22 protein-coding genes are annotated in these 24,953 nt (G+C 56.9%); 4 read left to right on the top strand and 18 right to left on the bottom strand.

Annotated features, from left to right (window positions below; all coding sequences use genetic code 11):
• Positions 1-663: 663 nt before the first annotated feature.
• The 4 genes from BKX98_RS16335 to mobC form a co-directional block, all read right to left on the bottom strand.
• Positions 664-1,080 carry a DUF4913 domain-containing protein gene (locus BKX98_RS16335; protein ID WP_143181169.1) on the bottom strand — a complete coding sequence of 139 codons (417 nt, stop codon included), beginning with the start codon at positions 1,078-1,080 and terminating at the stop codon, positions 664-666.
• Positions 1,077-1,922 carry a hypothetical protein gene (locus BKX98_RS16330; RefSeq protein ID WP_047117863.1) on the bottom strand — a complete coding sequence of 282 codons (846 nt, stop codon included), beginning with the start codon at positions 1,920-1,922 and terminating at the stop codon, positions 1,077-1,079. Before BKX98_RS16330 ends, BKX98_RS16335 begins: the two co-directional genes overlap by 4 nt.
• A 27-nt stretch (positions 1,923-1,949) precedes the next feature.
• The gene (locus tag BKX98_RS16325; protein WP_158024714.1) at positions 1,950-3,203 is read right to left on the bottom strand and encodes a relaxase/mobilization nuclease domain-containing protein; all 1,254 of its coding nucleotides are present in this window, start codon (positions 3,201-3,203) and stop codon (positions 1,950-1,952) included.
• Positions 3,204-3,412: 209 nt separating this feature from the next.
• Positions 3,413-3,805: a plasmid mobilization relaxosome protein MobC gene (gene mobC / locus BKX98_RS16320; protein ID WP_047117862.1), complete on the bottom strand. Its 393-nt coding sequence runs from the start codon at positions 3,803-3,805 to the stop codon at positions 3,413-3,415.
• Positions 3,806-4,064: 259 nt separating this feature from the next.
• Between mobC and BKX98_RS16315 the strand changes: the two genes are divergently transcribed.
• Positions 4,065-4,331, top strand: coding sequence for a hypothetical protein (locus BKX98_RS16315; protein WP_143181168.1), 267 nt, complete (start codon positions 4,065-4,067; stop codon positions 4,329-4,331).
• Positions 4,332-4,765: 434 nt separating this feature from the next.
• Here the strand turns inward: BKX98_RS16315 and BKX98_RS16310 are convergent, their stop codons facing one another.
• From BKX98_RS16310 to BKX98_RS16285, 5 genes are all read right to left on the bottom strand, one after another.
• Positions 4,766-5,764, bottom strand: coding sequence for a zeta toxin family protein (locus BKX98_RS16310; RefSeq protein WP_143181167.1), 999 nt, complete (start codon positions 5,762-5,764; stop codon positions 4,766-4,768).
• A 26-nt stretch (positions 5,765-5,790) separates the two neighbouring features.
• Positions 5,791-6,249, bottom strand: a complete 459-nt coding sequence (locus BKX98_RS16305; protein ID WP_052772179.1) for a helix-turn-helix domain-containing protein — start codon at positions 6,247-6,249, stop codon at positions 5,791-5,793.
• Between the two features lie 67 nt (positions 6,250-6,316).
• Entirely contained in the window at positions 6,317-6,886 is a 570-nt protein-coding gene (locus tag BKX98_RS16300; RefSeq protein WP_047117859.1) for a recombinase family protein, read from the bottom strand.
• A 1,060-nt stretch (positions 6,887-7,946) separates the two neighbouring features.
• Positions 7,947-9,281, bottom strand: a complete 1,335-nt coding sequence (locus BKX98_RS16290; RefSeq protein ID WP_073708033.1) for an MFS transporter — start codon at positions 9,279-9,281, stop codon at positions 7,947-7,949.
• Entirely contained in the window at positions 9,278-10,954 is a 1,677-nt protein-coding gene (locus BKX98_RS16285) for an ABC-F family ATP-binding cassette domain-containing protein (RefSeq protein WP_073708032.1), read from the bottom strand. Before BKX98_RS16285 ends, BKX98_RS16290 begins: the two co-directional genes overlap by 4 nt.
• 428 nt (positions 10,955-11,382) lie before the next feature.
• On the opposite strand from BKX98_RS16285, the gene BKX98_RS16280 reads away from it, so the two are divergent.
• Positions 11,383-11,967, top strand: coding sequence for a recombinase family protein (locus BKX98_RS16280; protein WP_073708037.1), 585 nt, complete (start codon positions 11,383-11,385; stop codon positions 11,965-11,967).
• A 33-nt stretch (positions 11,968-12,000) separates the two neighbouring features.
• Here BKX98_RS16280 and BKX98_RS16275 read toward each other — a convergent pair whose 3' ends face one another.
• The 3 genes from BKX98_RS16275 to BKX98_RS16265 are packed head-to-tail and all read right to left on the bottom strand — an operon-like array spanning position 12,001 to position 15,823.
• Complete coding sequence (locus BKX98_RS16275; protein ID WP_073708031.1) at positions 12,001-13,200, bottom strand: TniQ family protein; 1,200 nt, start codon at positions 13,198-13,200, stop codon at positions 12,001-12,003.
• Positions 13,197-14,117: a TniB family NTP-binding protein gene (locus BKX98_RS16270; protein WP_073708030.1), complete on the bottom strand. Its 921-nt coding sequence runs from the start codon at positions 14,115-14,117 to the stop codon at positions 13,197-13,199. Before BKX98_RS16270 ends, BKX98_RS16275 begins: the two co-directional genes overlap by 4 nt.
• On the bottom strand, positions 14,114-15,823 hold the full coding sequence (locus BKX98_RS16265; protein WP_369826811.1) for a Mu transposase C-terminal domain-containing protein: 1,710 nt from the start codon (positions 15,821-15,823) through the stop codon (positions 14,114-14,116). Before BKX98_RS16265 ends, BKX98_RS16270 begins: the two co-directional genes overlap by 4 nt.
• Positions 15,824-16,132: 309 nt before the next feature.
• Between BKX98_RS16265 and BKX98_RS16260 the strand changes: the two genes are divergently transcribed.
• Both BKX98_RS16260 and BKX98_RS16255 read left to right on the top strand, forming a co-directional pair.
• Positions 16,133-18,232: a DNA methyltransferase gene (locus tag BKX98_RS16260; RefSeq protein WP_073708028.1), complete on the top strand. Its 2,100-nt coding sequence runs from the start codon at positions 16,133-16,135 to the stop codon at positions 18,230-18,232.
• Positions 18,232-20,784 carry a DEAD/DEAH box helicase gene (locus BKX98_RS16255; protein ID WP_073708027.1) on the top strand — a complete coding sequence of 851 codons (2,553 nt, stop codon included), beginning with the start codon at positions 18,232-18,234 and terminating at the stop codon, positions 20,782-20,784. The genes BKX98_RS16260 and BKX98_RS16255 overlap by 1 nt, the downstream gene beginning before the upstream one ends.
• Positions 20,785-20,849: 65 nt before the next feature.
• Here the strand turns inward: BKX98_RS16255 and BKX98_RS16250 are convergent, their stop codons facing one another.
• The 6 genes from BKX98_RS16250 to BKX98_RS16225 all read right to left on the bottom strand — a co-directional run bounded on the left by BKX98_RS16250 (position 20,850) and on the right by BKX98_RS16225 (position 24,485).
• Positions 20,850-21,437: a helicase associated domain-containing protein gene (locus tag BKX98_RS16250; protein WP_073708026.1), complete on the bottom strand. Its 588-nt coding sequence runs from the start codon at positions 21,435-21,437 to the stop codon at positions 20,850-20,852.
• Between the two features lie 75 nt (positions 21,438-21,512).
• Positions 21,513-21,758, bottom strand: coding sequence for a hypothetical protein (locus tag BKX98_RS16245; protein ID WP_073708025.1), 246 nt, complete (start codon positions 21,756-21,758; stop codon positions 21,513-21,515).
• A 43-nt stretch (positions 21,759-21,801) separates the two neighbouring features.
• Positions 21,802-22,206: a hypothetical protein gene (locus BKX98_RS16915; protein ID WP_143181166.1), complete on the bottom strand. Its 405-nt coding sequence runs from the start codon at positions 22,204-22,206 to the stop codon at positions 21,802-21,804.
• A 77-nt stretch (positions 22,207-22,283) separates the two neighbouring features.
• Positions 22,284-23,285, bottom strand: a complete 1,002-nt coding sequence (locus BKX98_RS16235) for a DUF4192 family protein (protein ID WP_073708023.1) — start codon at positions 23,283-23,285, stop codon at positions 22,284-22,286.
• Positions 23,286-23,636: 351 nt separating this feature from the next.
• Entirely contained in the window at positions 23,637-23,861 is a 225-nt protein-coding gene (gene nrdH, locus BKX98_RS16230; protein ID WP_073708022.1) for a glutaredoxin-like protein NrdH, read from the bottom strand.
• A gap of 237 nt (positions 23,862-24,098) precedes the next feature.
• Entirely contained in the window at positions 24,099-24,485 is a 387-nt protein-coding gene (locus tag BKX98_RS16225; RefSeq protein ID WP_073708021.1) for a hypothetical protein, read from the bottom strand.
• Between the last annotated feature and the right edge of the window lie 468 nt (positions 24,486-24,953).

Raw genomic sequence — 24,953 nt, 5'->3', positions numbered from 1 at the left:
GGAATTCCGGGGTGAACTTCTGACGTTTGGACATGCACTCATTCTCCTACGAACGCGTGTCTCACAACATCATGACAGCTCAGGTCGGGACCATGACGCGTTGCTGGAGAGGCTGCGCGAGACGGACCTGTTGATCGTTGATGACTTCCTCACGGTGGGTATGGACCAGAACATCGCCAGTGATGTTTACGGGTGCTGGCGGACCGGGAGCATAGGTTGCCGACGGTGATCGTCAGCCAGACCGATCCGTCGTATTGGGTGCAGGTGCTGCCGGACCGGGGGCCGGGGATTTCATCGTGAATCGGTTGGCGAACAACACCAGGTGGCAGCTGTTGGGAGATGCCGACATGCGCAAGTTGAAGCATGAGAAGGCGCGGGAGTCGGCTGATTTTTGGGAATAGGTTTGCGGTCCGTTCCCTGATAGCTCGCCCCGAGCCTTCTCCTTCGTAGCGTAGTGGCTCAGAGCCCCTCACGGGGTTCTGAGCCACTACGGAGTGCTTCGTTCGGTACTACCAACTAGTCGGAATCGCGCTACCGCGTACCCGGGTTTCGTCCTACCAGGTCGCCGGAACATCACTACCAAGAGACCCTATTTGGCACATAGTGGATTTACGATTGATAGGGGCCAACACCAAGGGTGTTAGCCCCTTCGCTTGCATAGAACTAGTTCACGGACTCCCTGATTTCCTCAGGCATATCCTGGACTGGCCACGGCTCTGGCACGTCCTCGCGCACCGGTGGGTCGTAATCCCAGAATGGGCCATCTGGTGAAGTCAGTTCCCCCATCAACGGATAGAAGTAGTCACGCATGTACGAAGCCATGCCGGTAGCGCCCTCCCATCGCATTTTTTCGAAGCTCAACCACAACGAGGTGATCAGCGTGATCGCTTCCTCATAACGCCACCACTCAGGATCCCACCGGAACTCCCCTTTGTTCAGCTTCCGTCGAAAGTGCGGCAGCCCCCATTGGGTCAGCCATTCTTCCTCTGTTTCGAAAGCCAACGGCTGCTCAGTGTCCATATCTGATTCCGCAGCTACTGGTTCGTCAGTTTCCAGGTCATCATCGTTGATGAAACTCACCGGGTGACCTCCGCGCTCTGGCCGCGCTTGCGGGCTAGCCCTGCCCCGTGCTGCGCAGCTGGCCTGGTGGATTTGCCGAAAAGCACCGCATCACCGGGTTTCGACGGGAAACCGTGGACGGCCCTGGCACGGGCCAGCACCGCAGCGGCGGTCTTCGATCCTGGGCCAAGATCATCTGGGTGCACGTTCGCACCCATCGCGCGCTGTGACTCTGGTTTCCCCAGGCTGGGGGCGTTGACTGATTCGCGACCCTCACCGGCATCGCGATCCCGCTGGTCGAGCTGGGTTTCACCCTCCGCCTGTTCAGCCTTCGCAGAATGGCTTTCAGCGGCTTCTTCACGTACCTGTGCTTGTTCTTCCTTGGCCTCGGCCTGTGGCGCAGCTTCTTGCGCTTCCTTCTCTCGCTCCGCACTAGCTTCCTGGTTCAACCGGGTGCTGGCGTGGTAGTCATCAATAGCGTTCTTCAACGCGCGATGGCGTTCCTCAGCCGATTGCGGATGGTTCTTGTACATGTCCTCGATGTTGATTCCCAGCTCGTTGCGCAGCCGGTCAGATCCAGACATGAACGCTTTCGACGCATCACGGTGACCAGCCGACAGTTCAGAAGCCACGGTCATACGATCCGCGATTTGCCGGGAGGACAGTTTTAGGAAATCTGGCGACGCCATATCCTTCTTCAATACGGCGGCCAGTTGCTGCTGCGCCTGGTACGTTTGCGCTGCCGGGTTCTGATTCGCGGCACGCCGATCAGAGGCTTCCTTGGCCTGCATCGCAGCACCCAGGCTCATGCGCAGCACACGGCCGAACTCCATCGAGATATCTGATTCTTCGTCGTTTTCCATGTCCTGCACTCTCCCTTGACTTTTCAGTTAACGGCCTAGGCCGTGATCCCGATCTTTCTTGGTCATTCCCGCACCTGGCTGCGCCACGGTGTGCACCGGCTCGCGTTGCTCAGCCTCGCGCACGATCTTCTCTGCCATAGCAACCACTTCTTGGGCTGCACGGGTCAATTGAGGACGCTCAGCGGCCATGCGTCCGCGCAGCATCGCGTGTGACAACCGATTCGCCTGGCGCAGCACAGCCATCCATCCCTGTTCCGCATTACGCGCAGCGAAACGTGTGGACAGCCGGGCAGCGTAGACGCGGTTCCCCATGCCCTGGCCGGCCCTGGCCATATGGGTGCTCAGACGTGCCAGGCTTCCAGGTCGGTTCCCTTCCAGCTCCAACGACAACCGGGCATAAATGTTCGACAAGGTATCCGGGCCAAGCCGGCCAGCATCCAGCTTCCTGGACGTGGACTGCGCCAAATCGAACGCCCGGTAACCCGATGCTCGTTGCAGTCTTGCACTGCTGTGACGGGAAGCTAAGAACTGCTCTGCCTCGTTCACGCCGTCACCGTTGAAACGCGCCTTGATCGACGGCCACCCCAGGCTGCGATCAAGCTTCGATGGCGCGTACCAAACAGCTTGATCCTCACCAGTTTTAGTCCCCAACGACACCTTGTAACCAGTGACCCTGGTCGTTGAACCCTTGGCGAAATGCGGAGCAACTTGCACCCCCATTTGCGGCAGCTGGCGCATGAACTCGTCGGCAGTGGAAGAACTCGATAACGCTGCACGCATTCGGCGGGAAAGCTCAATGCGATCAGACACCGCATAGTTCTCGCGTTCAGCGCGTGCACGCTCCGCTGGCTTCTCCCCAGACAAGCCTTGTTGCTGTGTGACCGAGGATTCCAAGGACTGCAAGCTGAATTCGTTTTCAAGTTCACGGCACGCCATCTGGGCGCGGTGGAAATCATTGTGCGTGCTCGCCTTCGTGCCATCTTCACGAACCATTTGCACCACCAAGTGAATGTGGTCATTTCCGTTCTTCGATGCGCCGTGGTGCACTGCCACCCAGCGCGATGACTTCGCACCGTCAGGGTCTACGAAACCCATCTTCTCGACGAACGATTCAGCGATGCTCTTCCACTGCGCATCCGAGACCTTGCCTTCGGATTCAGCCAACGACAAAGAACAATGCCAGACGTGCGCATCCTTTGAACCAGTACGGATCTTCTTGCCGTTCTCGTCTTTCAAGAACGCGCCAGATTCTTCATCTTTCGCATACACCGGCTTGGTCACTTCGGTGCCGTGCAGCTTGCGTGGAGCATCCAGCATCTCCGCGATTTCAAACGCATCGTACTTCGACAATTCAGCACCTGGCGCGTAGGCGAAAGTCACCCGATCATCCCCGGCAATCAACCGCTGGTTCTCGTGCTCATTAGCACGCCCAGGGCCAACCAAGTAGTTCATCAAACCAGCCATGCGGCCACCACGAGTCACGTTCGGAATCATGCCGGATCACCAGTGATCTTCAATGTTTCAAGAACATCATCAATGCGCTTCACCGTAGCGCGCAGATGATCCAAAGAGTCATGCAGCTCACCTTGAATCTCGCCTGTTGCATTCGCGGCGCGAGCGATCTGGTTGATGTTGTTCCCCGCAGCAGCAAGGCCACGCTGCAACAAGAACAACGAAGTAATCAGCTCATGACGTTCGGCAGCGGTCTCACCACGAGACTGCGACAAGGTGGACTCCACCAGAAGGCGCGGCACCGAGACACCTACTTCATCCGCCATGACTTGCAAGGCAAGATTCTGCTCCACGGTCAGCTTCACCTCGCGGCGAACCGAACGGCCACCAGCAGCATTCGACTGACGCTTGCGCGAATCAAAACGACCCATGCGAATCTGCCTCCCGCCCAGTGCAACGCCAAATGACCTAACAGGTCAATTGTCCCACCCGAAGAACCACAGTTCAAGCGCACAAGCAACTTAGCCGTGCTAAGTTTATAGCTTGCTCCGCCTCAACGGCGGGCCACTTCTCGCTCAGTTGGTGCAACGAGCGTTGGCATCAGGACATGACCGCGCTACGCTGGAAGCACCAGATCCGCGCCGGATCGGCGTGGCTGAGACGGTGCAAACCAATCGGAAGGTGCCACTCATGAGTGACGCAGCAGCCCGCATTCTCGAACAACTTCAAGCGCAAAACGACTTGCGCATGGAAGCTGCCAACAATATCGCCCAGGCAGTCGCCGCACGCGTCGACGCAGAGCAACAGCTAGAGCAAGCAAAGGCCGCTGAAAAGCAAGCGTTCACCGCTGCTTTGAAGAAGGGCTGGACGCAAGCCGAACTGAACAAGATCGGTTCGCCATCGCGTCGCCGTCCAAGCAAAAAGGATGCAAAAGCTTCCGGCTCCAACGAGAGCTAAACGAAGATAGACCTCGGGTCGCTACTCACCTCACGGTGAGTAACGACCCGTCATTTTCTGCCCTTGGTTGCGTGGTGTAGCCTCCTGCCCACCTGTGCACAGCAAAAGCCCTCCCACTCCGCTGCTTTTCCTGCACACACGTGGACAGCAGGAACCAGCCGACCGCCCGCACACAAGCCAAAAGTTGCAGTACCTGAGTTAGCTTGCGTCATGCGATCTTGGCATGTGCACGGCCTCTGCCAACTGGGCTAATCGAACTCTCGCTGACTTGTTTTGGCTATGCGCTTGCCCCGCCCCTCGATGCCCGATTCTTACACGAACAGACCCCCTATCAAGGGCGCTTCGCGTCGCTGCGCGATAGGCTACGCCTACCCTTGACAGGGGGTCTGTTCGTGAATCTTGGCATTTATCGGGGGAACGGGGAAGGTGTGCAGTTAGTCGCCTATTCCAGTTCCCTTGTCCGCACCTGGGCGATGAACTTTCGGTGCCCTCGATTGTGTTTCTCTGGCTTTGGGGAAAGCTTGCCGCGCCGACGCGACGCTGCGCGGAATGAGCTTGCCGTCATTCTTCACCTGGTCAATCTCCGGCGTGCTCGATCCTCGTCGGTACTGGGTGAAACTCACAACACCCTTGCCGTTTTCGGCCAGCCACTTTGCCGATTCCTCGGTAGCAGACTTTCCATCTGCTGTGACCAGATTATTCGCAAAATCTGATGGCACAGGACGGCCGCCAAGCTGGCTCTCTCCGCGCTCAAAAGCTTCGCGTCCTGCCTGCCAACGGCCATAGATTCCCGCCTTGGATTCTTCGAACGTTGCCTGCACGCTCACCACATCATAGGTGTATCCGCGCTTGTCCAAAGTAGCAGCGACTTCCTGCGCAGAACCTTGCGATTTGAGCACCGTATCAATGACGTAGTTCGTTCCATCCTTGCGCAAGTCCTTTTGCAACTTGGCGCTGAGCATAGATGACTCTTCGTGCACTAACGCAGCAAACTCCATTGGTGCGAACTTGTGCCCCTGGGCTTCAAGTTCTTTCACCAATGGAGTTTTCAGACGATCCAGGTTCCCGCTCTCTAGCTCGTGCTGGATGATCTTCTCTTTGAAAATATCCGGGTCGCACTGAACGTAACCAGGAACATCATTCAAGCGTTCCCGCTGCACAGTTCCTTTGCCAGCTCCGGGCGGTCCAGCCATCACAATGGCTTTTCCCTCGTACTTGATTTCTCCGCGCTTAGCCGAGTCATCAACCACCTCTTGCATCCACTTCTTATGCAAAAGTTCCCGCTCCGACGTAGCACGCGGACGCGATCCACTTTGAATAAAATACTGCTCTTGTCTGATCGTCGAGTATGCCCCACGCGGGTTCATATCAGGATCAGCCAACACCTGGCGCAGCGCCGCATAATGTCGTTCTATTGATTCGTCGTCAGCCAACGATTCACCCTTCGGTTGCTCACCGCCTAATCGGCCGTCTTCATCAAAACTTCATCATAAGTAGCAGCGTCAATCAGCTCATGCCGCAGCGCGTCGCCCACTTCTTCCCAAGTACCATCCAGGCTCTCTTCGTACTCGCCGTACTCGTTCGCCCAAGGGGTCGGCTTGTACGGCCACTCAACTAGCAGACGCACCAGTTCCTCACGGTCAATAAACCCGGCCGCGTACCGCTGGCACACCTCATAAGGGCTTGCGGCATTGAACTCACCAACAACCTCCGGAACAGCCTGGGCGCGCTGCAATGCCTTCGCCACGGCCGGCTGAGACATACCCAGCAGCGCCGCCATCTCGCGCTGAGTCATACCACCCGCAGCAGCCTTCAAAGTGCGCTTATAGTCCAGCGCATCAACCTCTACACGTTGCCGAGCCTTCAGCAGTTGCGCGCGCATTTCATCATGCTGCGGACGTTCCATTAGCTGGCTCATAACAACCTCCTAAACCTCGAAACTAACATTTCCTCACTTCAAATATAACATTGGTTATCATTGCTAATCAATGATTTTCGGGCGAAATTGCACGGTAGATGCTCGCTGCGCTGACACCAAGGATCTTGCCGATCTGCGCGTAACTCTTCCCTTCCTCGCGCAGCTGCCGCGCCGTGGCGGTGCGATCTGCATCCATGACGCGCGGCCGCCCTCCGACCCTGCCCTGGGCGCGCGCGTGCGCTAATCCCCTGCGGGTGTTCTCCCTGATCATGGAAACGCGCAGTTGCGCCATTACCGCCATAATGCCCACGATGGCTTCGCCCATTGGCGTAGATATGTCCACGTCTAAGAATGGCTCGGTAAGGCTTTTGATCCGCACGCCGCGCTCCCCCAGCTCACGAATGATCTCTATAGCCATTCGCTCTTCGCCGGCCACGCGATCCAGGGCACGGATGATCAACGTATCCCCTGGCTTCAATTGCGCCTTGCACGCGACCCATTGCGGCCGTGCAGCTTCCCTGCTCGACTCCCCTCGGTCAGTAAATATCTGCTCGGCCCCGGCCGCGCGCAGCTCGGCCGCTTGCGACTCCGGGTTCTGCTCGCGCGTGCTCACTCGCGCATATCCAATGACTGTCATGCCAAAAACGCTACACAACCTGGTTGTGCAACGTTTCGGTTTTGTAAGACGTTTCTGAAAGAAAAAACCCCGGCGTGTCGCCGGGGTTTTTGTCAGTTTCCGAAGTCCTCAGCACTTTTGTCCGTAGTCCTCAGCACTGCGCCGAGCCGCCCGCAAGAGGAACCCTCTGCGGGACGGCAATGAGATTTTGTGTGCAACCGATGCAGAGCGGCGACTTCCCCGAAGGGATTCGATGGAGATAGAGCGGGGATTGTGCTTGAACTTAGCCCGGGGTACCACTGTATGCCGCCGATTCAGAGCAAGGTTGTATCTATGAAAATTGGCTGGCTCAATTTGGTAGCCCAATTTACTAACTATTGCTTCCCACTATCTGTGGGGTTAGACTCCGAGCCATAAGGAATATGGTTCGATGATTCCCCGGCGATGCATTGTTTGGAGCACAGACTGATGAAGGACCTAACTAAGATCTCCGCACTTGTGGTCCTACTGGTTGCCCTCGGTTTGCTGGCTTTCGCAAACTGGTTACCTGCATTGATGTTCCTGCCAGTGGCCGGAGGACTGTTTATGCTAGATCCAGCTATGTTCAGTTCAAAAAAACCAAATCAAGACCAGCGTCATTCGCTGGGGTTCAAGAGCAACTATCACGAGTAGACATAACCGGACGGAAGGGTCTGAGTCATACTTTCTGTCGATCGGAATCTATAGCTAAGAATTACCTCGGATGGTGAAATGAGCAGTTCCGAGGAAAATTGGAACTGCACCTTCTGTTTAACTGGTCGTTTTGAAATGGCTGACATGCTTACCAAGACCTCGGCGTGTGACTGATATTTTATCCGGCGGTTAGTTGCAGTTATGAATGGCTGGTTCGTTTCCCATAAGCGGAACGTCTACTAGGACAGCTCCTTTTGGCGAATTTGTCTGTGCGGGGTTCACCGCGATTCGGAACATGCCATTCTCGGCAGCGTGATCGTGAGTTCGGGAATCATGGCAGTGGGAGAGCAACGGCTGGAATGCCTCCTGCCTCCCACCCCACGTGTTCCACACTTGCAACTGTGAGGGGTTAGTCGTGTTCCTGACTTACCGACTCGATGGGGTCTTGGCTCTCAGTGGCAGCATCGAGGGGATGCTCCGTTTCGTCTCGTCGCATTCTCCCGGCGAGAACAGCAAGTACCGCGATCAGTATGGGCGCGGCCCCTGCTACGGCGAAGATGACGGTCGCAGGTACCACCATTGCGAGGGGACCAACCAGGGCGATCGATAGTGGCATCAATGCGATCGTAATGAAAAAGTCCAGGCTCGCGACGCGGCCAATCATGGTTGCAGGAACCCGCTGTTGCAGAAGGGTTCCCCAGATGACCATTCCTGCCCCTGAGCTGAATCCGACAATAAACAGGGCAGCAGCCATCACCCAGAACGATGTAGTGATACCCAATAATGCGAGTGGGATTGTCCCGGCACCCCAGCCCAACACCATGACACTTAGGTAGCGGCGCGGCATCCGCAGGGAAGAAATAACCAGTGATCCAACTGCCCCTCCTATCCCGAAGGCAGTAAGGAGAAACCCAAAAGCCTGCTCGCCATTGACGAAGTTGTCTCGTGCAATGAAGGGAATCAGCACTTCGATGGGACCCATGATAATCAGCGTCATGAGGCACGCAAAGACCAGGGTCCAGAACAGCCATCTCGTTTTCACCGTAAAGGATATTCCTTCATGAAGGTCCGCAAAGATACCTTGTGGCGCTGCGGTTCGGTCTATTTCTTTGGGCCTTCTCGGGTCAGGACGTATGAAGATCACCAGGCTCAGTGCCATCGCATAGAGCAAGGCGACGACCAACGCGCCGTGCATAGGAAGGAACGCGCCCACGATCATTCCTCCGATTGCCGGCCCGATTCCTTGCTGCATAGTGGGTCTGAGTGCACCTTCCAAACCGTTGGCCGCCAGGAGTTCTTCTGTGGGCAAAATGGTGGGCAGGAAAGCGCTGTAGGCCGGGTAGAAGAACGCGCTCCCAGCCCCGAGCATTGCTGAGGCAATGGCCATGTGCCAAAGCTGGATACCGCCGCTGAACGCCAAGAGGGTCACCATTGCCACGGCAGCCAGGTTCGTTGCCTGGACCGTGATGATGATGGACCGTTTCGAGAAGCGGTCCGCAGCGACACCTCCGAGTAGGGCGAAGGCGAAGAGTCCGCCGCTGAGGCAGGCCGCGACCATGGATAGTGCCGTGGGTGAGTTGTCGATCGAGAGTACCTGAAAAACCATCACGATGGTCCACATGCCGGTTCCGAAAAGTGATAGACCCACTGCGCCCAGTAGCAATCGGTAGTCACGATGATGGAGCGGGGCCAAGGCCCGCCATTTTGATGCAGACGCGGGTTTTTGGTGTGGTGACGTATTCATTTGGCGCGCCCTTCGAATGTTGAGCTTCCTGACCATTCTTCGGTGGGGTTTGCCAAGTTGATGTGCTGCCAACTTGCGAGGTCGCGGCGAAGCTGACGGTCGTGGGTCGCGACGATGACGGCGGCGTTCGTCGCGTGCAGCCCCTCGGTGAGTTCATCAACAAGCGAGATGGACAGGTGGTTGCTGGGTTCATCGAGCAATAGCACATGAGGTTTGGTTGCCAGTGCCATCGCAAGATCGAGACGGCGCTGTTGGCCCATGGATAGTTCCCGCACCGGACGGTTGAGATCCGCCGAGGATAGAATCCCGAGTGACTTGAGAGAGATTATTTCGCCTTCTTTGAGCGTTCCGGCACTGGCCAATGTGCCGAGGTGGGCGTTGAAAGCGTCACGGGCCCGCTGCGTTGTTGGGGTAGGTGATTCCTGGGACAGGTAGGCGATCCGTGCTCCACGGGCATGGTGGATTTCTCCCGTGGAAGGCGCAAGCGTCCCGGCCAACATGCTAAGGAAGGTTGATTTTCCGGCACCGTTCGGCCCGGAGACCACAACCTTGCTGCCCGACTCAAGAATGAGGGTCGTCGCCGAGGGCATCCGCCCATCGACTGCCACCTCCACCGCCTGGATCAGTGTGACACCAGGCCGCGCGGAAAGTTCGGGCATTCGAAATTCAAGCGGTGGCTCAGGGGCGGTGATCCTGTGATTTTCAAGATCATCGCGCCGTCGGTGCACGGAACGAACAAGACCTGGTGCGCGGGTTTGTCGTTGGTGTTTCCCGGTTCCCTTGGGTGGTCGCCATCCCGACACGAGCCGGTTCTGAGCGGTTGCCAGGTCTTGGGTCAGCCGGGAATGTTCGGCCCTCTGCTGTTCGTACTCATCGACCCACCGTTCACGCTCTGCTGCGCGCCCCTCCTTGTACCCCGGATACCCTCCGCCATAGAGGCGTGGAATCCCGTCTCGGCTCGGGTCAAGATCCAAGATGTGGGTGGCAACATCTGTCAGGAATGCCCTGTCGTGGCTCACGACGACGATTCCCCCTTGGCTGCCACGCAGCTTCTCGGTGAGATAGTCCAGCCCCTGCTGATCGAGGTGGTTCGTCGGTTCGTCCAGGAGAAGGAAATCATGCTCAGCGCCCAATAGGCAGGCAAGCCTGACGCGGTAGCGCTGACCCACAGATAGTTCAGATAGCAGTTTCGTCCGCTCGGTGACGGCACCCAACGATTCGAGCGCGACGTCAACCCGGCGATCCGCGTCCCAGGCATCAAGCGTCTCGGCCGCATTCAGGGCTTCGGAAAATATCTTTTCCGCACCTGGTGACTGGGCCGCCAAGGCTTCTGCGCCAAGGTCAAATGCGCGCAGCGCAGCACGGGAATCGGCCAGCTGCTCGGTGATGAGATCGCCGACCGTGAGGCCGTCATCGGCGGGCATTTCTTGTTCGGCGATGCCAAGCGTGCCAATGCGTTGCACCACGCCGGAGTCGGGCGCCAGAATCTCGGCAAGGATGTGAAGCAGTGTTGATTTTCCGCGGCCGTTTTCGCCGACGATCCCCACTCTGGTTCCTGGTGTGATGGTGAGGTCAACGTTGCTCAGGACCTTACGTCCGCCACGGACAACATGAATAGTGGAAGCTATGAGCTGCGCGCGGGCGCGTGCAGGCAAGGTAATTGTGATGGTCATTATTCCTCCGAAAGGGAGGCGCAACCGCTCGCTTAGAAAACACCCATGGTTAGAAGCAATGGGCGCGATGTGGAGCGGGAAATGCGCTCAGATGTGCTGGGACGCCACACAGGACAGAAATGTCGGTGACGATGGCATGAAAACCAGCCCGCAGCCTCGGAAAAATCACAAGGAGCGAAACTGGTGTTAGCCCCAGTAGACGAAGAATAAGTAATTCACAGTTGCGATTCTACCATGGCAAGTGTTCAGAGGTGGGCTCTGTTTAGACTGTCGTCTGAAGCTGTCCCGCAAGCCGGTCGTTCACCGGTACAACTACAGACGACTTCGGACACTAATAAATTTGGCGAGTTTCAGCGATTGCTAGATTCCCGTATACCCCGCCCGATAAAATGCCCGGTGAAGGGGCGCTAAACGGTACACTCCAAATCATGACCGGACTCCTGATCGGATACGCGCGCGTATCCACTAACGACCAAGACCTCACAGCTCAAAAGAACGCGCTCATGGCCTCGGGCGTGCCTCCTGAGAAGATATTCACCGACCAAGGCCTCACCGGCACCAATAGAGCACGGCCAGGACTCAGCGAAGCATTGGCCGCCTGCCGCAATGGGGATACGTTGGTGGTCACTAAACTAGACCGGCTGGCGCGCTCATTACGCGACGCGAAAGACATTGTTGACGAGCTCACCCGCCGTGAGGTCAAGCTCAGCATCGGCGGATCTATTCACGACCCAACGGACCCGGTAGGCAAGCTTCTCTTCAATGTCCTGGCTATGGTTGCCGAATTTGAGGCGGACCTGATCCGGGCGCGTACCCGCGAGGGCATGGCCGTTGCCAAAGCAAAGGGCAAGTTGCGCGGAAAGCAGCCCAAACTCTCCAAAGCACAGGAAGCACACTTGGTTTCCGTGCATCAAGCAGGAACGCACACGACGGCTGAAATCGCCGAACTTTTCGGTGTCGCTCGCTCCACCGTCTACCGTGCCATCAAACGAGCCGGAGAGCCCGCCATTTAGTGCAGTGATTTAAGCGCCAAACTATGTAACCAGTCATATTGCACGCACAGTGGCCAGTGTTCGTGGAAGAAACTCTTCAGGAATGTCGAGCGCTATTAGATCGCTTCGGATGCGCTGAAACGAATGCTCTGAGCGAGTGAGACTCGTGAGTGTAGCGAGCACCTTCTCTGCGACAAGCGGGTCTTGCTGTGCGCGAACGAGACATTCGTCTGCTGCCGCGTGCGCCCCATCCCATAAACCGCGCGATGGCGCACCGTCGTGAACTGTGCGATCCGGCTCCCTCGTCAAAAGGTGGCCGAGCGTACCGTGTGCTTCGATCTTTCCAGCTTCGACCAGTTGCATGGCTGTGGCGGCAGCTTCAAGAAGCATCTCTTGCTGTGGCCAGGACAGTGACTCATAGGTTCGCGCAGCACCGATGATGCCCGCGCGAACAGGGTGCCCGGCTTCCCGCCAGATAAGTTCAATCATGCGGCGTGGCCGGACACGAAGATTCGACAGCGTAGTGGAAATCTCCTCAATGACAGTACGCAGTAAACGGAACCACACTCCAACGTGGATTGTTCGGCGCGGGAGTGTAACTTTGCCGGTCGTCAATGCTTCCTCAGTACGTGCGTCTTGGATAATAATCTGCCCCAGCGCGGGACGTTTGTTGATCTTGTTATTCTCCCATCCAACGAACTCGTACGGCCCGAAGGCCGGTGCTAACCGGCAGCCGTGGTGCGGACAGGTGAGAGTGATCGGAAGTTGAGCGATTAGCGTTAGAACGAAGGAATTGTCCGTCGTGGATTCCACGCAAACGGGGCACACACGGCTGACGCGTCTTTCCTTGGAATGAAGCGGCAGCCAAGCGCGCCAATCCAATACTTCGCGGTATGGACGTTCTTTGAAGGTAAAGAGCACAGAGTCTTGGCGAACGTAGGTTTGGTATGAGGACCGTGGGATTTCCTCGGGCTGGAGTGAATCGAGAAGCCACGGCACCCACCCCGCAACCGTCATACGATGTACTCGCTTTTCAGGCACACCAGTGCGCTCGGCCACTGTGGTAATCAGATCCGAAGGTGCCTCCAGATCCAGTGATCTCAGCCTACTGGGCATAAGAACACCGGGCGGCGTGAGATCACGGCTGACAAGCTGATCGAAGTTCATCCCGTAGACCGTGGCAAGTCTGTGCAACCACGAAGTCAGCGCCTCTCCCTGTCCGGGCGCCGGATGCAGTGGCCACCGATGCGTCATGGCAACTCGCGCTCGAACAAACGGCGTCGTTCCGTCGGCCCCGCGTATGGGGCGGCAAGGAGGGTGCGCTGATTGATTGCTTCTTCACCAGTCTCGATCGCGGCAACCGCCGCCACCGTGAGTAGCCGAGTGAGCTCGCCAATGGTTCCCTCACTGCGAACAAGGAGGTAGCGCGCCATTTCCTCTGTATCGATGATTGAGCGACGACGAAGTGGGAAAGCGGCTGCGAAGCTGGCCAGCAGAGTGCGTGCCTCATCATTGGGTTCCCAGCGAGGCAGAGCGAAAGGCTCGAAACGGTTTTCTAGCTGTTCATCCGACCGGATCGCCAAATAAGCTTCGCGCGTTCCGACGCCGACCAACGGGATTCGTAGCTCATTGCCCAGAAACCGCAACACATTCAGGAACTCTCGCCGGGTGTCACCGCGACCAGCGAGTACATTGTGCAGCTCATCGATGACCAGCACTCGCACTCCGACCGCCCGCAGGAGAGATAACGTTGCCTGCTCCAAGACTGATACATGTTGCCGAGGACGAAGTGGCGCTCCCAGCGCTGCTTGCAGGGCCACATAGAACCGGTTCACCGATGGCTCTGACGGCATTTGCACGGCCAGCACCGGAATCTGTTCATGTTCTGCATGTGAGATCGGCGGATAGAGACGGCGGAACTTCTCGATGATCATCGACTTGCCGTTATTGGTTGGTCCCAACAGCAGCAGATTCGGCATGCGTTGCTTCTTGGGCCACTCGTACAGCCCCTCCAGCCGCTCCAGCGCCTCAGAAGCGCGAGAGTAACCGATCCATCTGTCAGCGCGGACATGCCTGATCCGCTCGTCCGCGGGCAGTCGTGCAATCGATCTGGCGCTCGGATGCAGATGGGCGAGATCATCATCCGTAGTCTTTGCTTCCGCGTTGGTCACCACTGTTCGATCACTTCGAACGGCGTCACGCTCTGCTCGGGCAGCGACCTCTCATTGTCCTCATCTGGAGGGAGATCATCAGGCGGTTTCACCATCGAGAGTTCAGGTTCATCCGTGGTTCCAGAGTGTTTGCGGCGTTCAGCATTACGGCGTGCCTTGCGCGTGGTGCTACTTGCAGATTCAGTAATCATGCGCATCTTCTCAACCATTCGAAACAAGGCATCCTCGTCAACCTGAGCTCGGCCCTCTGCATGCAGCCGCTCCAGAGCGGCACGGTGTTCCCACACACTGACAGCCGGATACGATAGCGTCCGGTAAGGCACTGGCATGTATGACCCATCATCGGGATCGAGCACCCAAATACGACTGATGTCCCGCGGGTCCCGACGGATCACGAACCGTTCCATCTGCTCTCGGCGCGCGATCCAGGGCTTTAGCCCATTACGAAAATAGTGCACATGGTCAATCACGAACCCGGATCGTGTCAGCTTTCGGCGCATCACCGGTAAGAAGTCCACCAGGAATGCAGCGGAGTCCGTGACCATCTGAGGAGCCTGCTTTTCGACACCCGCCGCCCACAGAACCTGCGGGGTTTGCCGGGTCGTGCTGTGAACCTGACCGTGATAGCTGGACACCGCCAAGGTCAGCCACTTCTCAAGCTCAACAACCGTCAGGACAGCTCGGGCGTCCGAATCGTAGCTTCCACGCTGGGCCGGGTTGGAAAATGTGGTGCCCGGCAGCTCGTGCACCATCTCCATCAGAGTCCCGATGACGCGCTCGATGATTCCGCCGTAATGTGGACGCCCCGGAGGACGATAGCTCAACTTAATTTGGTGTTCCTCGCACCCCCGTCGAAGTGCTTCGCTCTTGAATTCTGAAGCGTTGTCCAGATACAACTCGCGGGGCTTACCAGCCATCGGCCACGCGACATCGACCTCGAGCCGTTCCAGCGAAGCACGCTTGTCGGTAACCATGTGCGCCAGACACAAACCAACCGAGAGTGCGGATGGAGCTTCCAACGTAATCACCAGCCCCACGATGCTCCGTGAACGCACATCGATTGCGACGGTCACATACGGACGCCCGATCGGCAGGCGGTGCTGCTCATCCACCACTATTAGGTCTACAACGGTGTGATCGATCTGGACCTGTTCCAACACTTCAATAATCGCCGGGACATCCCCACCCGCTGACTGCAATGGCCTTGCTGCTTCGCTACCTTCTCGACCCACAGTCTCAGTCCGGGGATCCAGCGTCGCGATGCGACGCCGAACCGCATTCCGGGAGGGAATGGGAAGCCCACGAAGGCGACATGCCCGAGTGATCTCGCGGTGAACGGCAGCTACCGTTTTTCGTTGCCGTGTCAGATAGTGCTTGCGGATCAGCTCACGGACAAGGGCCTCGACTTCAAGAGATAACCGTGTCCCTCCGCGACCGCCGCTGGAGGTGCCAGGGACCAGATCCGAAACCGCCCCTTGACCATCGCGCCATAGTCGGACTAAAAAGTAGACTCGGCCCCGTGAAATTCCCAATTGCTCGGCCGCCTTGTCCACGGCGAAGCCTCCCATGCGGGACTCAGCGAGAGGCCCAATAACCGCAGCTCGCTCGACGGCGAGCTCCCACGCCGCATCGGGGACGGTTAACAGACCCCGCCCGGAAATTCGGTCATCGTTGACCGGCTCTTTGTCCACACCTCTATGGGACAACACGTCGGGTCGTGCGCACAAGTAGTAACACGTAAAGGATCCATAGTCCTGCGAACAGCTCTCTGATCAACGCGTTCATCTGTGCTGACGACTTCGGACTCTGACAGGTTTACTTGTCGTTGCAGAAACGACCGTTTTCGGCCTGAATTATTCTGTCACGTGCTCCTTCAACGAGAGCCGCACCTAACCCAAGTTCATTCTGAGAACTTCCGATTCTTTGGCGACGAAGCGTCAGCGATAGGATTTAGAAAGTTCGCTTCTAATTAGTTATGCATGCGGGCTTATATCGTTATGAACCTAAGGATTTGAATGTCTCGCTTGACGGATCTGCTTCGAGCCGCGAGCCAGCTTGACCCACAGCTCGCTAAAGATCTCGAAGAAGAGATTGCCCCACTACAGAAACGACTCCGGTTTGGTTTGAACTTCGAGCGCCATGCACCCGAAGCTGTTGAGCTGCCGGGCCATAAGATCCGCAAGATGAGTAAAGTCCGATTGCTCCCTCCTCGGGGTACTGCACAGCGCGGCGATCTGCGAGTCTGGTCGGTTGATGCGGTCAAAGGGAAAATAGCTGACATATCAACCCTGAACGGTTCCAACTTCGAGACCACATCGGTACCGCTGGATGACCTAGTGCTCGTGGCCGAGTTCCGTGACCGGATCTACCCAGGACTGCGACCAGACGGAACTGTTGAAAACTCCAAAGATAAGCCGTTCCACACTGTCATCAACGGCGAAAACTTCCATGTCCTGGAACAACTCACCTTCACACACGAGAAATCTGTTGACGTGATCTACATCGATCCGCCATATAACTCAGGAGCCCGAGACTGGAAATACAACAATGACTATGTTGAGGGTGATGATCTTTATCGACATTCCAAGTGGCTCGCCTTCATGGAACGTCGGCTTAGATTGGCCAAGCGGCTGCTGAAACCGGAAGATTCAATCCTAATCGTCACCATTGACGAAAAGGAGTATCTTCGCTTGGGACTTCTTTTAGAACAGCTTTTCCCTGAAGCTCAAATCCAGATGGTTTCAACCGTGATCAACCGGAAGGGAAATGCCCGTCGCGGAGAGTTCTCGCGTTGTGACGAGTACCTGTTTTTCGTCCGATTCGGTGGTGCAGCCCTCGCCCCTGGCCCGTCTGACATGCTTCACGAGGATAAGGATATAGATTCTGGCCGTGTCCGGTGGAAGAGCCTGCTGCGACTCGCGTCAACTGGGCAGACAAAGGGGCGTTTCAACCTTTTTTACCCTCTATTCTTCGACCGCGAATCCCTTGCATTTATTAGCGCAGGTGATCCGTTACCAGAGGGTGTCGATATCAAAACAGTTGCCGTGCCGGAGGGACAGTCTGTACTCTGGCCCATCTCAAAGGACGGTTCAGATGGTCGTTGGTCACTCAGTAGAGCAAAATTCGATGACTATGTGCGCCGTGGATATGTGAAATTTGGAAAAAAGAACGCAGGTGGTAGAACTCCCTACTACTTGATGTCAGGCCAAGTCGAAGCCATCGACAGGGGTGACCTAGTTGTCGTTGGACGAGATGACGACGGCGCCGTAGTTCTAGAAGCGGCAGCCTCTATGAAACAGCCAATGACAATTTGGAACCAGAACTCCCACTCCACATCGGGTCATGGCACTTCGCTCCTACGTAGCTTGCTGCCTGGCAGGACATTCCCATATCCGAAGTCACTCTATGCAGTGGAAGATGCACTTAGGTTCTGTGTGGGAAAGAAGCCTCACGCTGTTGTCCTGGACTTTTTCGCTGGTTCAGGCACGACTGCCCACGCGGTGATGCGTCTCAACAAACAGGATGGCGGTCACCGCCAGTGCATCTCGGTGACGAACAACGAGGTGTCGGCAGAGGAACAGACCGAACTACGACGACAGGGTCTGCGACCTGGTGATCCGGAATGGGAAAAGTTAGGCATCTGCGATTACATCACCAAGCCGCGCATCAGGGCCTCAATCACCGGCAGAACCCCGGACGGTGAACCCATCAAGGGCGACTATAAATTCGTCGATGAATTTCCCATGTCTGTCGGGTTTGAAGAGAACGCAGCCTTTTTCACGCTAACCTATGAATCAAAGTGGCTGGTCGGAGTCGATCGCGCATTCGCCGCTATCGCGCCGATGCTCTGGCTCCGTGCCGGTGCGGTCGGCCAACGTATCGACTCAGTCGAAGGTGGATGGGCAATCACCGATAGTTACGGAATTCTCCGCGACCTTGATGATTCTGCCGCATTCATCGAAACCCTCCGCACGAAGGGAAATGTTCGAATCGCTTACATCGTCACCGACGATGAGGGGCGATACCAGCAAGTCGCCGATGAGATCCGGGGTATAGAAACTGTGCGCCTATACGAGGATTACCTCCGTAACTTCCAGATGACGGGGGACTTCTAATGCGTTTTACCTTGAAGGACTACCAGGCCGACGCAGTCGGGGACACGCTGCAGGAACTTACCTCTGCGCGAGACTTCTACCGGAGCGCCAGTAGGCGTGTTTCCTCCGTAGCTCTGACGGCAACCACAGGTGCCGGCAAGACCGTGATGGCTGCTGCAGTGATTGAGGCCTTGTTCTGGGGTAGCGATGATTTTGATACTGCGCCGGATTCTGGCGCGGTTGTGCTGTGGTTTAGCGATGATCCTGCCTTGAATCAGCAAACCAGGCATCGGTTGGAACAGGCCTCCGACCGGCTGAGGAACCGGTTAGTGACAGTCGAGCACCCGTTCCGTTACCAGAAGCTCCAAGCAGGCAACGTTTACTTCCTGAACACGTCGAAGCTATCGAAAAATAGCTTGCTCGTTCGGGGCCGCGATGACTCGGACGCTCTGCCGGGCTTCGATTCCCATCCGGACACAGTACCGTTCACTTTTTGGGACACGCTGAAAAATACGATCGAGGACGATGATCTAACGCTTTATATGGTTCTCGATGAGGCGCACCGGGGTATGGGCAAGCGTCCGTCCGAGACTCCAACTATCGTCAAGCGGCTCATTAACGGTCACAGCGACGTGCCGCCCATGCCGATCGTCTGGGGCATTTCTGCGACCGTGCAGCGTTTCGAGGATGCCATGAGCGCAGCCGAGGTGCAGTCCAACCGTGTACACCTCGCAACGGTGCAGGTTGATCCCGTGCGCATTCAGGAGTCTGGCTTGCTCAAGGACGATATCGTTCTTGATTTCCCGGCTGAGACCGGAGACTTCAACACCGTGTTATTGCGCCGCGGAATCCGGAAGGTGAAAGCTCTTTCACATGCCTGGGCAATGTACTCTGCCGGTCAGGGTGAGGAGCCGGTCAAGCCGCTCATGGTGCTACAAGTGCCGAACAAGCCCTCCCCAACAGAAGTTGCTTCGGCCATTGACGTGATCCGCGATGAGTGGCCGGAGCTAGAATCTGACGCAATTGCACATGTTTTCGGTGACCACAGCGCGCAGACTTTCGGGCCTCATAGCGTCCCGTACATTTCTCCGGAGCGTGTTCAGGACGCCACATACGTGCGTGTATTGCTCGCCAAGGATGCCATTAGTACAGGCTGGGATTGTCCGCGCGCGGAGGTCATGGTGTCGTTCCGCCCTGCCAAGGATGAAACGCATATTACACAGCTACTCGGTCGTATGATTCGAACGCCACTTGCTCGACGCATTGAGGGTAACGACATGCTCAACAGCGTCGAGTGCATTCTGCCGAAGTTCAACAAAACCACTGCCAGCCTTGTGTTGGAACGGATCATGGGCAATGACCTGCCCACAGGAGAGACCGTAGGTCCGCGCGTTTTGGTTGATCCCCAGGTCATGATGCCGAATCATGCCATACCGGATGAGGTCTGGGAGCTATTCCAGGCACTTCCGGCAGAGACGCTACCTCGTAAACATGCAAACCCCATCAAACGGGTCACCGCGTTAGCCCATGCACTGGCTGCGGACCGACTCCTTGCCGACGCCGGAAAGATCGCTCACGAACGCCTTCACGGCGTTCTAAATGGGCTTTCAGCTCAATACGCAAAAGACCTCTCCAAGGCCATCGAAGACGTTCTAACCGTGGCCGGAGGCACCGTACGCGGTCATGCCCGTCATGGGCTGCGCCAGGATGCCACCTGGAAGGAGGTTGCCGATGATCGAGCGATCCAGGAGGCATATCGCACCGGTGCTCGCGCGATCACTCCGGACGTTGCCCGCACCTACGTCGAGCATTTAGCTGCAGGGGCCGATGATGAGGACGCTTATCGGGACGCCAACGTTCGGATTGCGGCACTCTCTTTGTTGCCGCAGACCCGTCCAGCTTTGGACGCAGAAGCTGACCGAATTGCGCATGAATGGCTCGGCCAATATCGGGTTGCGCTCAAGGATCTCTCCGAAGCGCGGCAGAGTCTCTACGCAGAGATCACCGCGATGAGCACAGACCCGCAACTTATTTCGATGGCACTACCGAAGAACCGCCAAGAAGAGACTAAACGAGTCATTGGTGACTCAGTACAGCTTCTTGAACGACGGTCACTCCACTTGCTAGCGGATGATGAGGGGCTGTTCCCTATCGGGAAGCTTAACCCGGACGAAGTCGAAGTGCTGGATACCGAAATCGCGCGCGGTAATTTGCTTGCGTGGTATCGAAACCCTACCGGGGGGCGGGACTCGATGAGTTTGGCGTATCAGGACCGTCACGGTGATTGGAGGACTCTCCGTCCCGACTTCTTGTTCTTCGTGAACACCGAGAAGGGTGTGCAGGCGAATATCGTCGATCCTCACGGGGCATGGCTTCCGGATGCACTTGCAAAGCTCCGTGGAATGGCACGCTTCGCTGACGTCTATGGGGACCAGTTTCATCGGATCGAGTCAATTTCGCGCATCGATGGAAAACTTCGCGTTCTCGACTTTAAGCTGCCTGCCGTTCGCGCAACAGTACTGACGGTCATCGATGCCGATAGTGCCTATCGTGATTTCTCCACCGAGTACTGACACAAGGATGGCTATATTTCCATATTCGTAAGATGGTGTTTTGCCCGGGCGCAGCCGCGGCTTGTTCAGCCGCGGCTGCGCCAGGCTGGCATCGCATCATTTAGCGCGGTCTTGCGCCATTCGGCTAGGGTTCCTTTGGTGCGCTTCTGGTGTTGATTATGCAGCCACACGCCTAGAGCGCGTTCGTGCTCGGTGACGTAGTTCCTGTATCGAGGCAGATTGCCAGTGACTGTCACGAAATCTACTACAGCGGCTAGTTTGGCTTTCCAGATCTCGTCTAGGCGTTGCTGGTGCTGGTTCACGTTCCAGTTGGGCAGCTGGTCCAGCAAGATGATCTTCGCCGCTGCCATCTTGCCCTGTTGGTAGGCGATACGTTGGGTGGCTACCCACTGCGCCATCGATCTTTCTTGGACATCGCCCTGGCTGCTGGGCAGCCGCTGGTGGGTGGCGTGGAATGCCAGGGCTTCAACGAGCCGTCTGCGCCACGAAGTGGTGGGGCGGTCGGGGTCGCGGCGTGCTAGCGCGGCTTCGTGGGTTGCACGTAGTCCTGGTGAGTATTTTTCTCGTACCTGTAGGTGTAGGTGGACGGTAGCTACTATTTGGTGGCACCGGTCAGCGATTTCTCGCACGGTCAGGCCGGCCGCGTACATCATGTCCCATTCTGGGTGTCTTGATACGTGCCAGCCTGTCATGGCTCCAACTTACAATGTTTGTTTCGGTTTGTTCGTTTAGCTGGTTCGGCGCTTTGGTTCCCGTCCGGTGGGTTCGGTGTCGGGTAGGGTTTCCATCCAGCAGGTCGCGTTGATTGCCACCTGTAGCGCGGCCAGGGCTTGAGTGACGGCCTGATTCGTGTCGCGGTGCTCCTTGTTCCATGAGTCGGTGCTCATGGTGATTCGTCCACTAGCGGCGAGGTCTTCCAGTTCGTTGGCCAGGGCTTTGAGGTCATCGTAAATATCCGAAGCGTTGCGTGTCATGTTTAGTCTCCTAGGTGGTCGGGCATTGGGGCGCGGGTTGGGGCTAGTTATCTAAGTTCAAGGTATCGGTCTTGACCGATGCTCTGGGCAACCAGGTGCCGTAGGTTTCCCCTTTGTCGTCTTCCCAGATCACGTGAACCAGGTGTGGGGTGCGTGCTGTGGCGCGTGCTTGGATTTCGATTGTTCCGGTGTGCGTGTGGATCGTGGCGGTGGCTGCCTGGTGGGGTTGGATTGGTTCGCCGGGGTAGTCTCCTGGAAACATCCGCACGAGTCGGTAGTGGTTGCCTTGGTGTGTGAAGTGTTGCCAGGGCTTTTGCGCTGGTGGTGAGGTTTGAGCGCGGCGGCCGGGGGAGCTGGCGGCGGAGGCCGCCGCGCCCGATTTCTTCAGCCGACCAGGGTTGTCGTGGCGCTGGATGCACGATTCCCAAATACTTTCTGAGCTGTCCATGTTCTTATTGTCTCCGTGTTGATATGCAGGTGCGGGGCAGGTGGAGGATTCTTCCTCCACCTGCCCCGGTTAGTTGTTTACTCTGCTGGCTTCGTCAGCGCTGTTTTCGTCATCTTCCCGCTTGCTATGACCCTCATGAAGAGGGTTCCTAGCGCATGGTTGGGTTCCAGCTCGATGACTTCGGTAAGCGTGGCCATCGCTTCGGTGCTGTTCCCGCGTGTCCAGTGTGCCCATGCTACGGCGCAGAGGACGTTGGCCCGGGCAATACCCCCGATGTGTGCCAGTGACTCGAAGAGCATTTCGTGGCCATCTTCCAGGATCTGCCGATCTTCGACCACGCGATCACCGAGAAGGTACTCCCCGATGCTCTCCATGTCGGTAGCGGTTCCTGCTAGTGCAAGTACTGCTAGGTCTCGGCCGGCCTTCACATGGAACGTTCCTGCAAGCCATCCGGCGACTTCCTCGGTGACTTCCCCGGATTCGCGGTAGATCGCAATCTGGACAGCCATTTCATGGCCGATCTTGGGTGCGATTTCCGCGAGGTCGGTTCCCATGTTCATTATTTCTGCCACTCGGGCTCCTGCGATGGCCTGCACCTCGATGCTGGATTCTTCGCAGTGCTCGATGTCCTTGGCACGCAGTGGGTTCTTGCCGATCAGTCGGTGCTCGAGGGTGATGGCTTCGGCTTCAACCTCTGCGTAGGGCACTGCGTCGGTTCCGTCACCGTGGAAGTCCTGGATCTGGCCGTTGGCGACGAGCACCGCGCGCCGAATCGGTGCGCCGACCTCCATGAGTAGGTCTTCCAGCGCGTCGTACTGGGCGCCCTTGAGCTGTCCTCGCTCGTCATAGGCAACCAGGATAGTTGCGTCGATGGCGTTGCCAGCGGATACCTTGCCGAGGATTCCGCGAATTGCCTCGATCCAGCGGGCTACCTGCCCATCGGCCACAAGATCGACACGCAGGGTGGCCAGCACGGCACCCTCGGTGCAGAGCATGAGCGCCACGGATTCTTGCGGGTCGAACTTGAGGCTGGCGCGAACGGCGGCTGCGATGCCCGCGTTGCTTGAGATGCTAGTCATTGTGACTGCCTTTCCTTGGTTATCAACCGGGGCTCTGCCGGGCTTTCCGGTGGAGTTCCTATCCCCTGTTGATATTTCAATTCTAGCAGTTAGCTAGCATGCTAGCAAGCTAGTTTGCTGTTTTTCTTGAAAGATTTTTGCTAGCTTTCAAGCATGGTAGAAAACTTTCCTTGCCGGTCAACGCAACATTTGCGCATGATTGCATGGGTTCCCCTTGTTCCGATACATGCCAAACTGCACGTCTGAAAGTTCTGTCAGGGGTGGGCTTTAGCCCATCGCGTAGCGACACGCAACGCCCTTGACTGGGCTTTCAGACGTGCAACAATCGGGCATCGGGGCAAGGAAAACCGATTAGAGGCACTCGATCTTATCCGGCCGGAATCCTGACCAGTGATCCTGGCCTGTGACCACTACCGGGGCTTGCATGTAGCCCAATGAGCGGACATATTCGAGTGCTTCGACGTTCTGGCTGATGTCGATTGTCTGGTACTCGACACCTTTTTTGTCTAGAGCCCTGTAGGTGGCGTTGCACTGGACGCAAGAAGGCTTGCTATAGACGGTGACGGGGTTCTTCATGGCTTTTCTCCTGGGCGCTAGTCCTGGGCTTCAAGTGCGGTGATTTCTTGGGGGCTGAGCTTATAGGCGAAACTACATTGGCTAAATTCTGTTGCTGCTGCAGTTGCTTCTTCTTCCGTGCCGTAGAAGCCGAGGATCTGAGTCGCTGAGCAATTGAGTACGGCATATGGGGCGACTATGACCATTGGGGATCTACTTTCAGGGGTAGGGTGCCCCGCCTTTCGGCGGGGCTGCTGGCTAGTCATTGGGAAGTCCGCGATAGTTTGCGGGTAGCTTCTCAAATTCTTCGGGAACCCATTTAGGGCCGTCGCTCTGTCCGGTTTTCCAGAAGAAATGCGCGTCGCGGTCTATGGCTTCCTTGCACGCTTCCACGTTGTCGAAATACTTGGTGGTAGTGTCGCCTTCGACGTAAAGGCCATAGCCAAAATGGCGATTTCCCTTGGCGTCCGTGGCCTGACGGGCGAAGCCGATGATGTAGGGCCAGGCTCCGAAGTCGTAGCCTTCGCCTCCCCACTGCGAGATGACTGTCCAACCGGCCTTCTCGGCCGTGTCGATGTAGTCATAGCCGTCTCCCGTGCGGTCATCGCATGGCAGGTTCGGGCCGGTGAATACGGTGCTAGTCATTGTGACTGCCTTTCCTTGGTTATCAACCGGGGCTCTGCCGGGCTTTCCGGCGGAGTTCCTATCCCCTGTTGATACTTCAATTCTAGCAGTTAGCTAGCTTGCTAGCAAGCTAGTTTGCTGTTTTTCTTGAAAGATTTTTGCTAGCTTTCAAGCATGGTAGAAAACTCGCCTTGCAGGTCAACGCAACATTTGCGCATGATTGCATGGGTTCCCCTTGTTCCGATACATGCCAAACTGCACGCCTGAAAGTTCTGTCAGGGGTGGGCTTTAGCCCATCGCGTAGCGACGCGCAGCGCCCTTGACTGGGCTTTCAGACGTGCAACAATCGGGCATCGGGGCAAGGAAAACCCGACACTGGATTATGGGCGCAAAAAGTGAACCCGACCGCATAGGAAGGCGGTCGGGTTCGGTTTACTTCCAAGGAAAGGAAGTTAGTCTATTGTCTCATGAGCAGCTTAGGAGGGGTGG

The organism is Glutamicibacter sp. 0426, assembly GCF_001906485.1.
Taxonomy (GTDB): domain Bacteria; phylum Actinomycetota; class Actinomycetes; order Actinomycetales; family Micrococcaceae; genus Glutamicibacter; species Glutamicibacter nicotianae.
The sequence above is the reverse complement of the archived record's forward strand: the minus strand, read 5'-3'. Positions and strand labels throughout refer to the sequence as shown.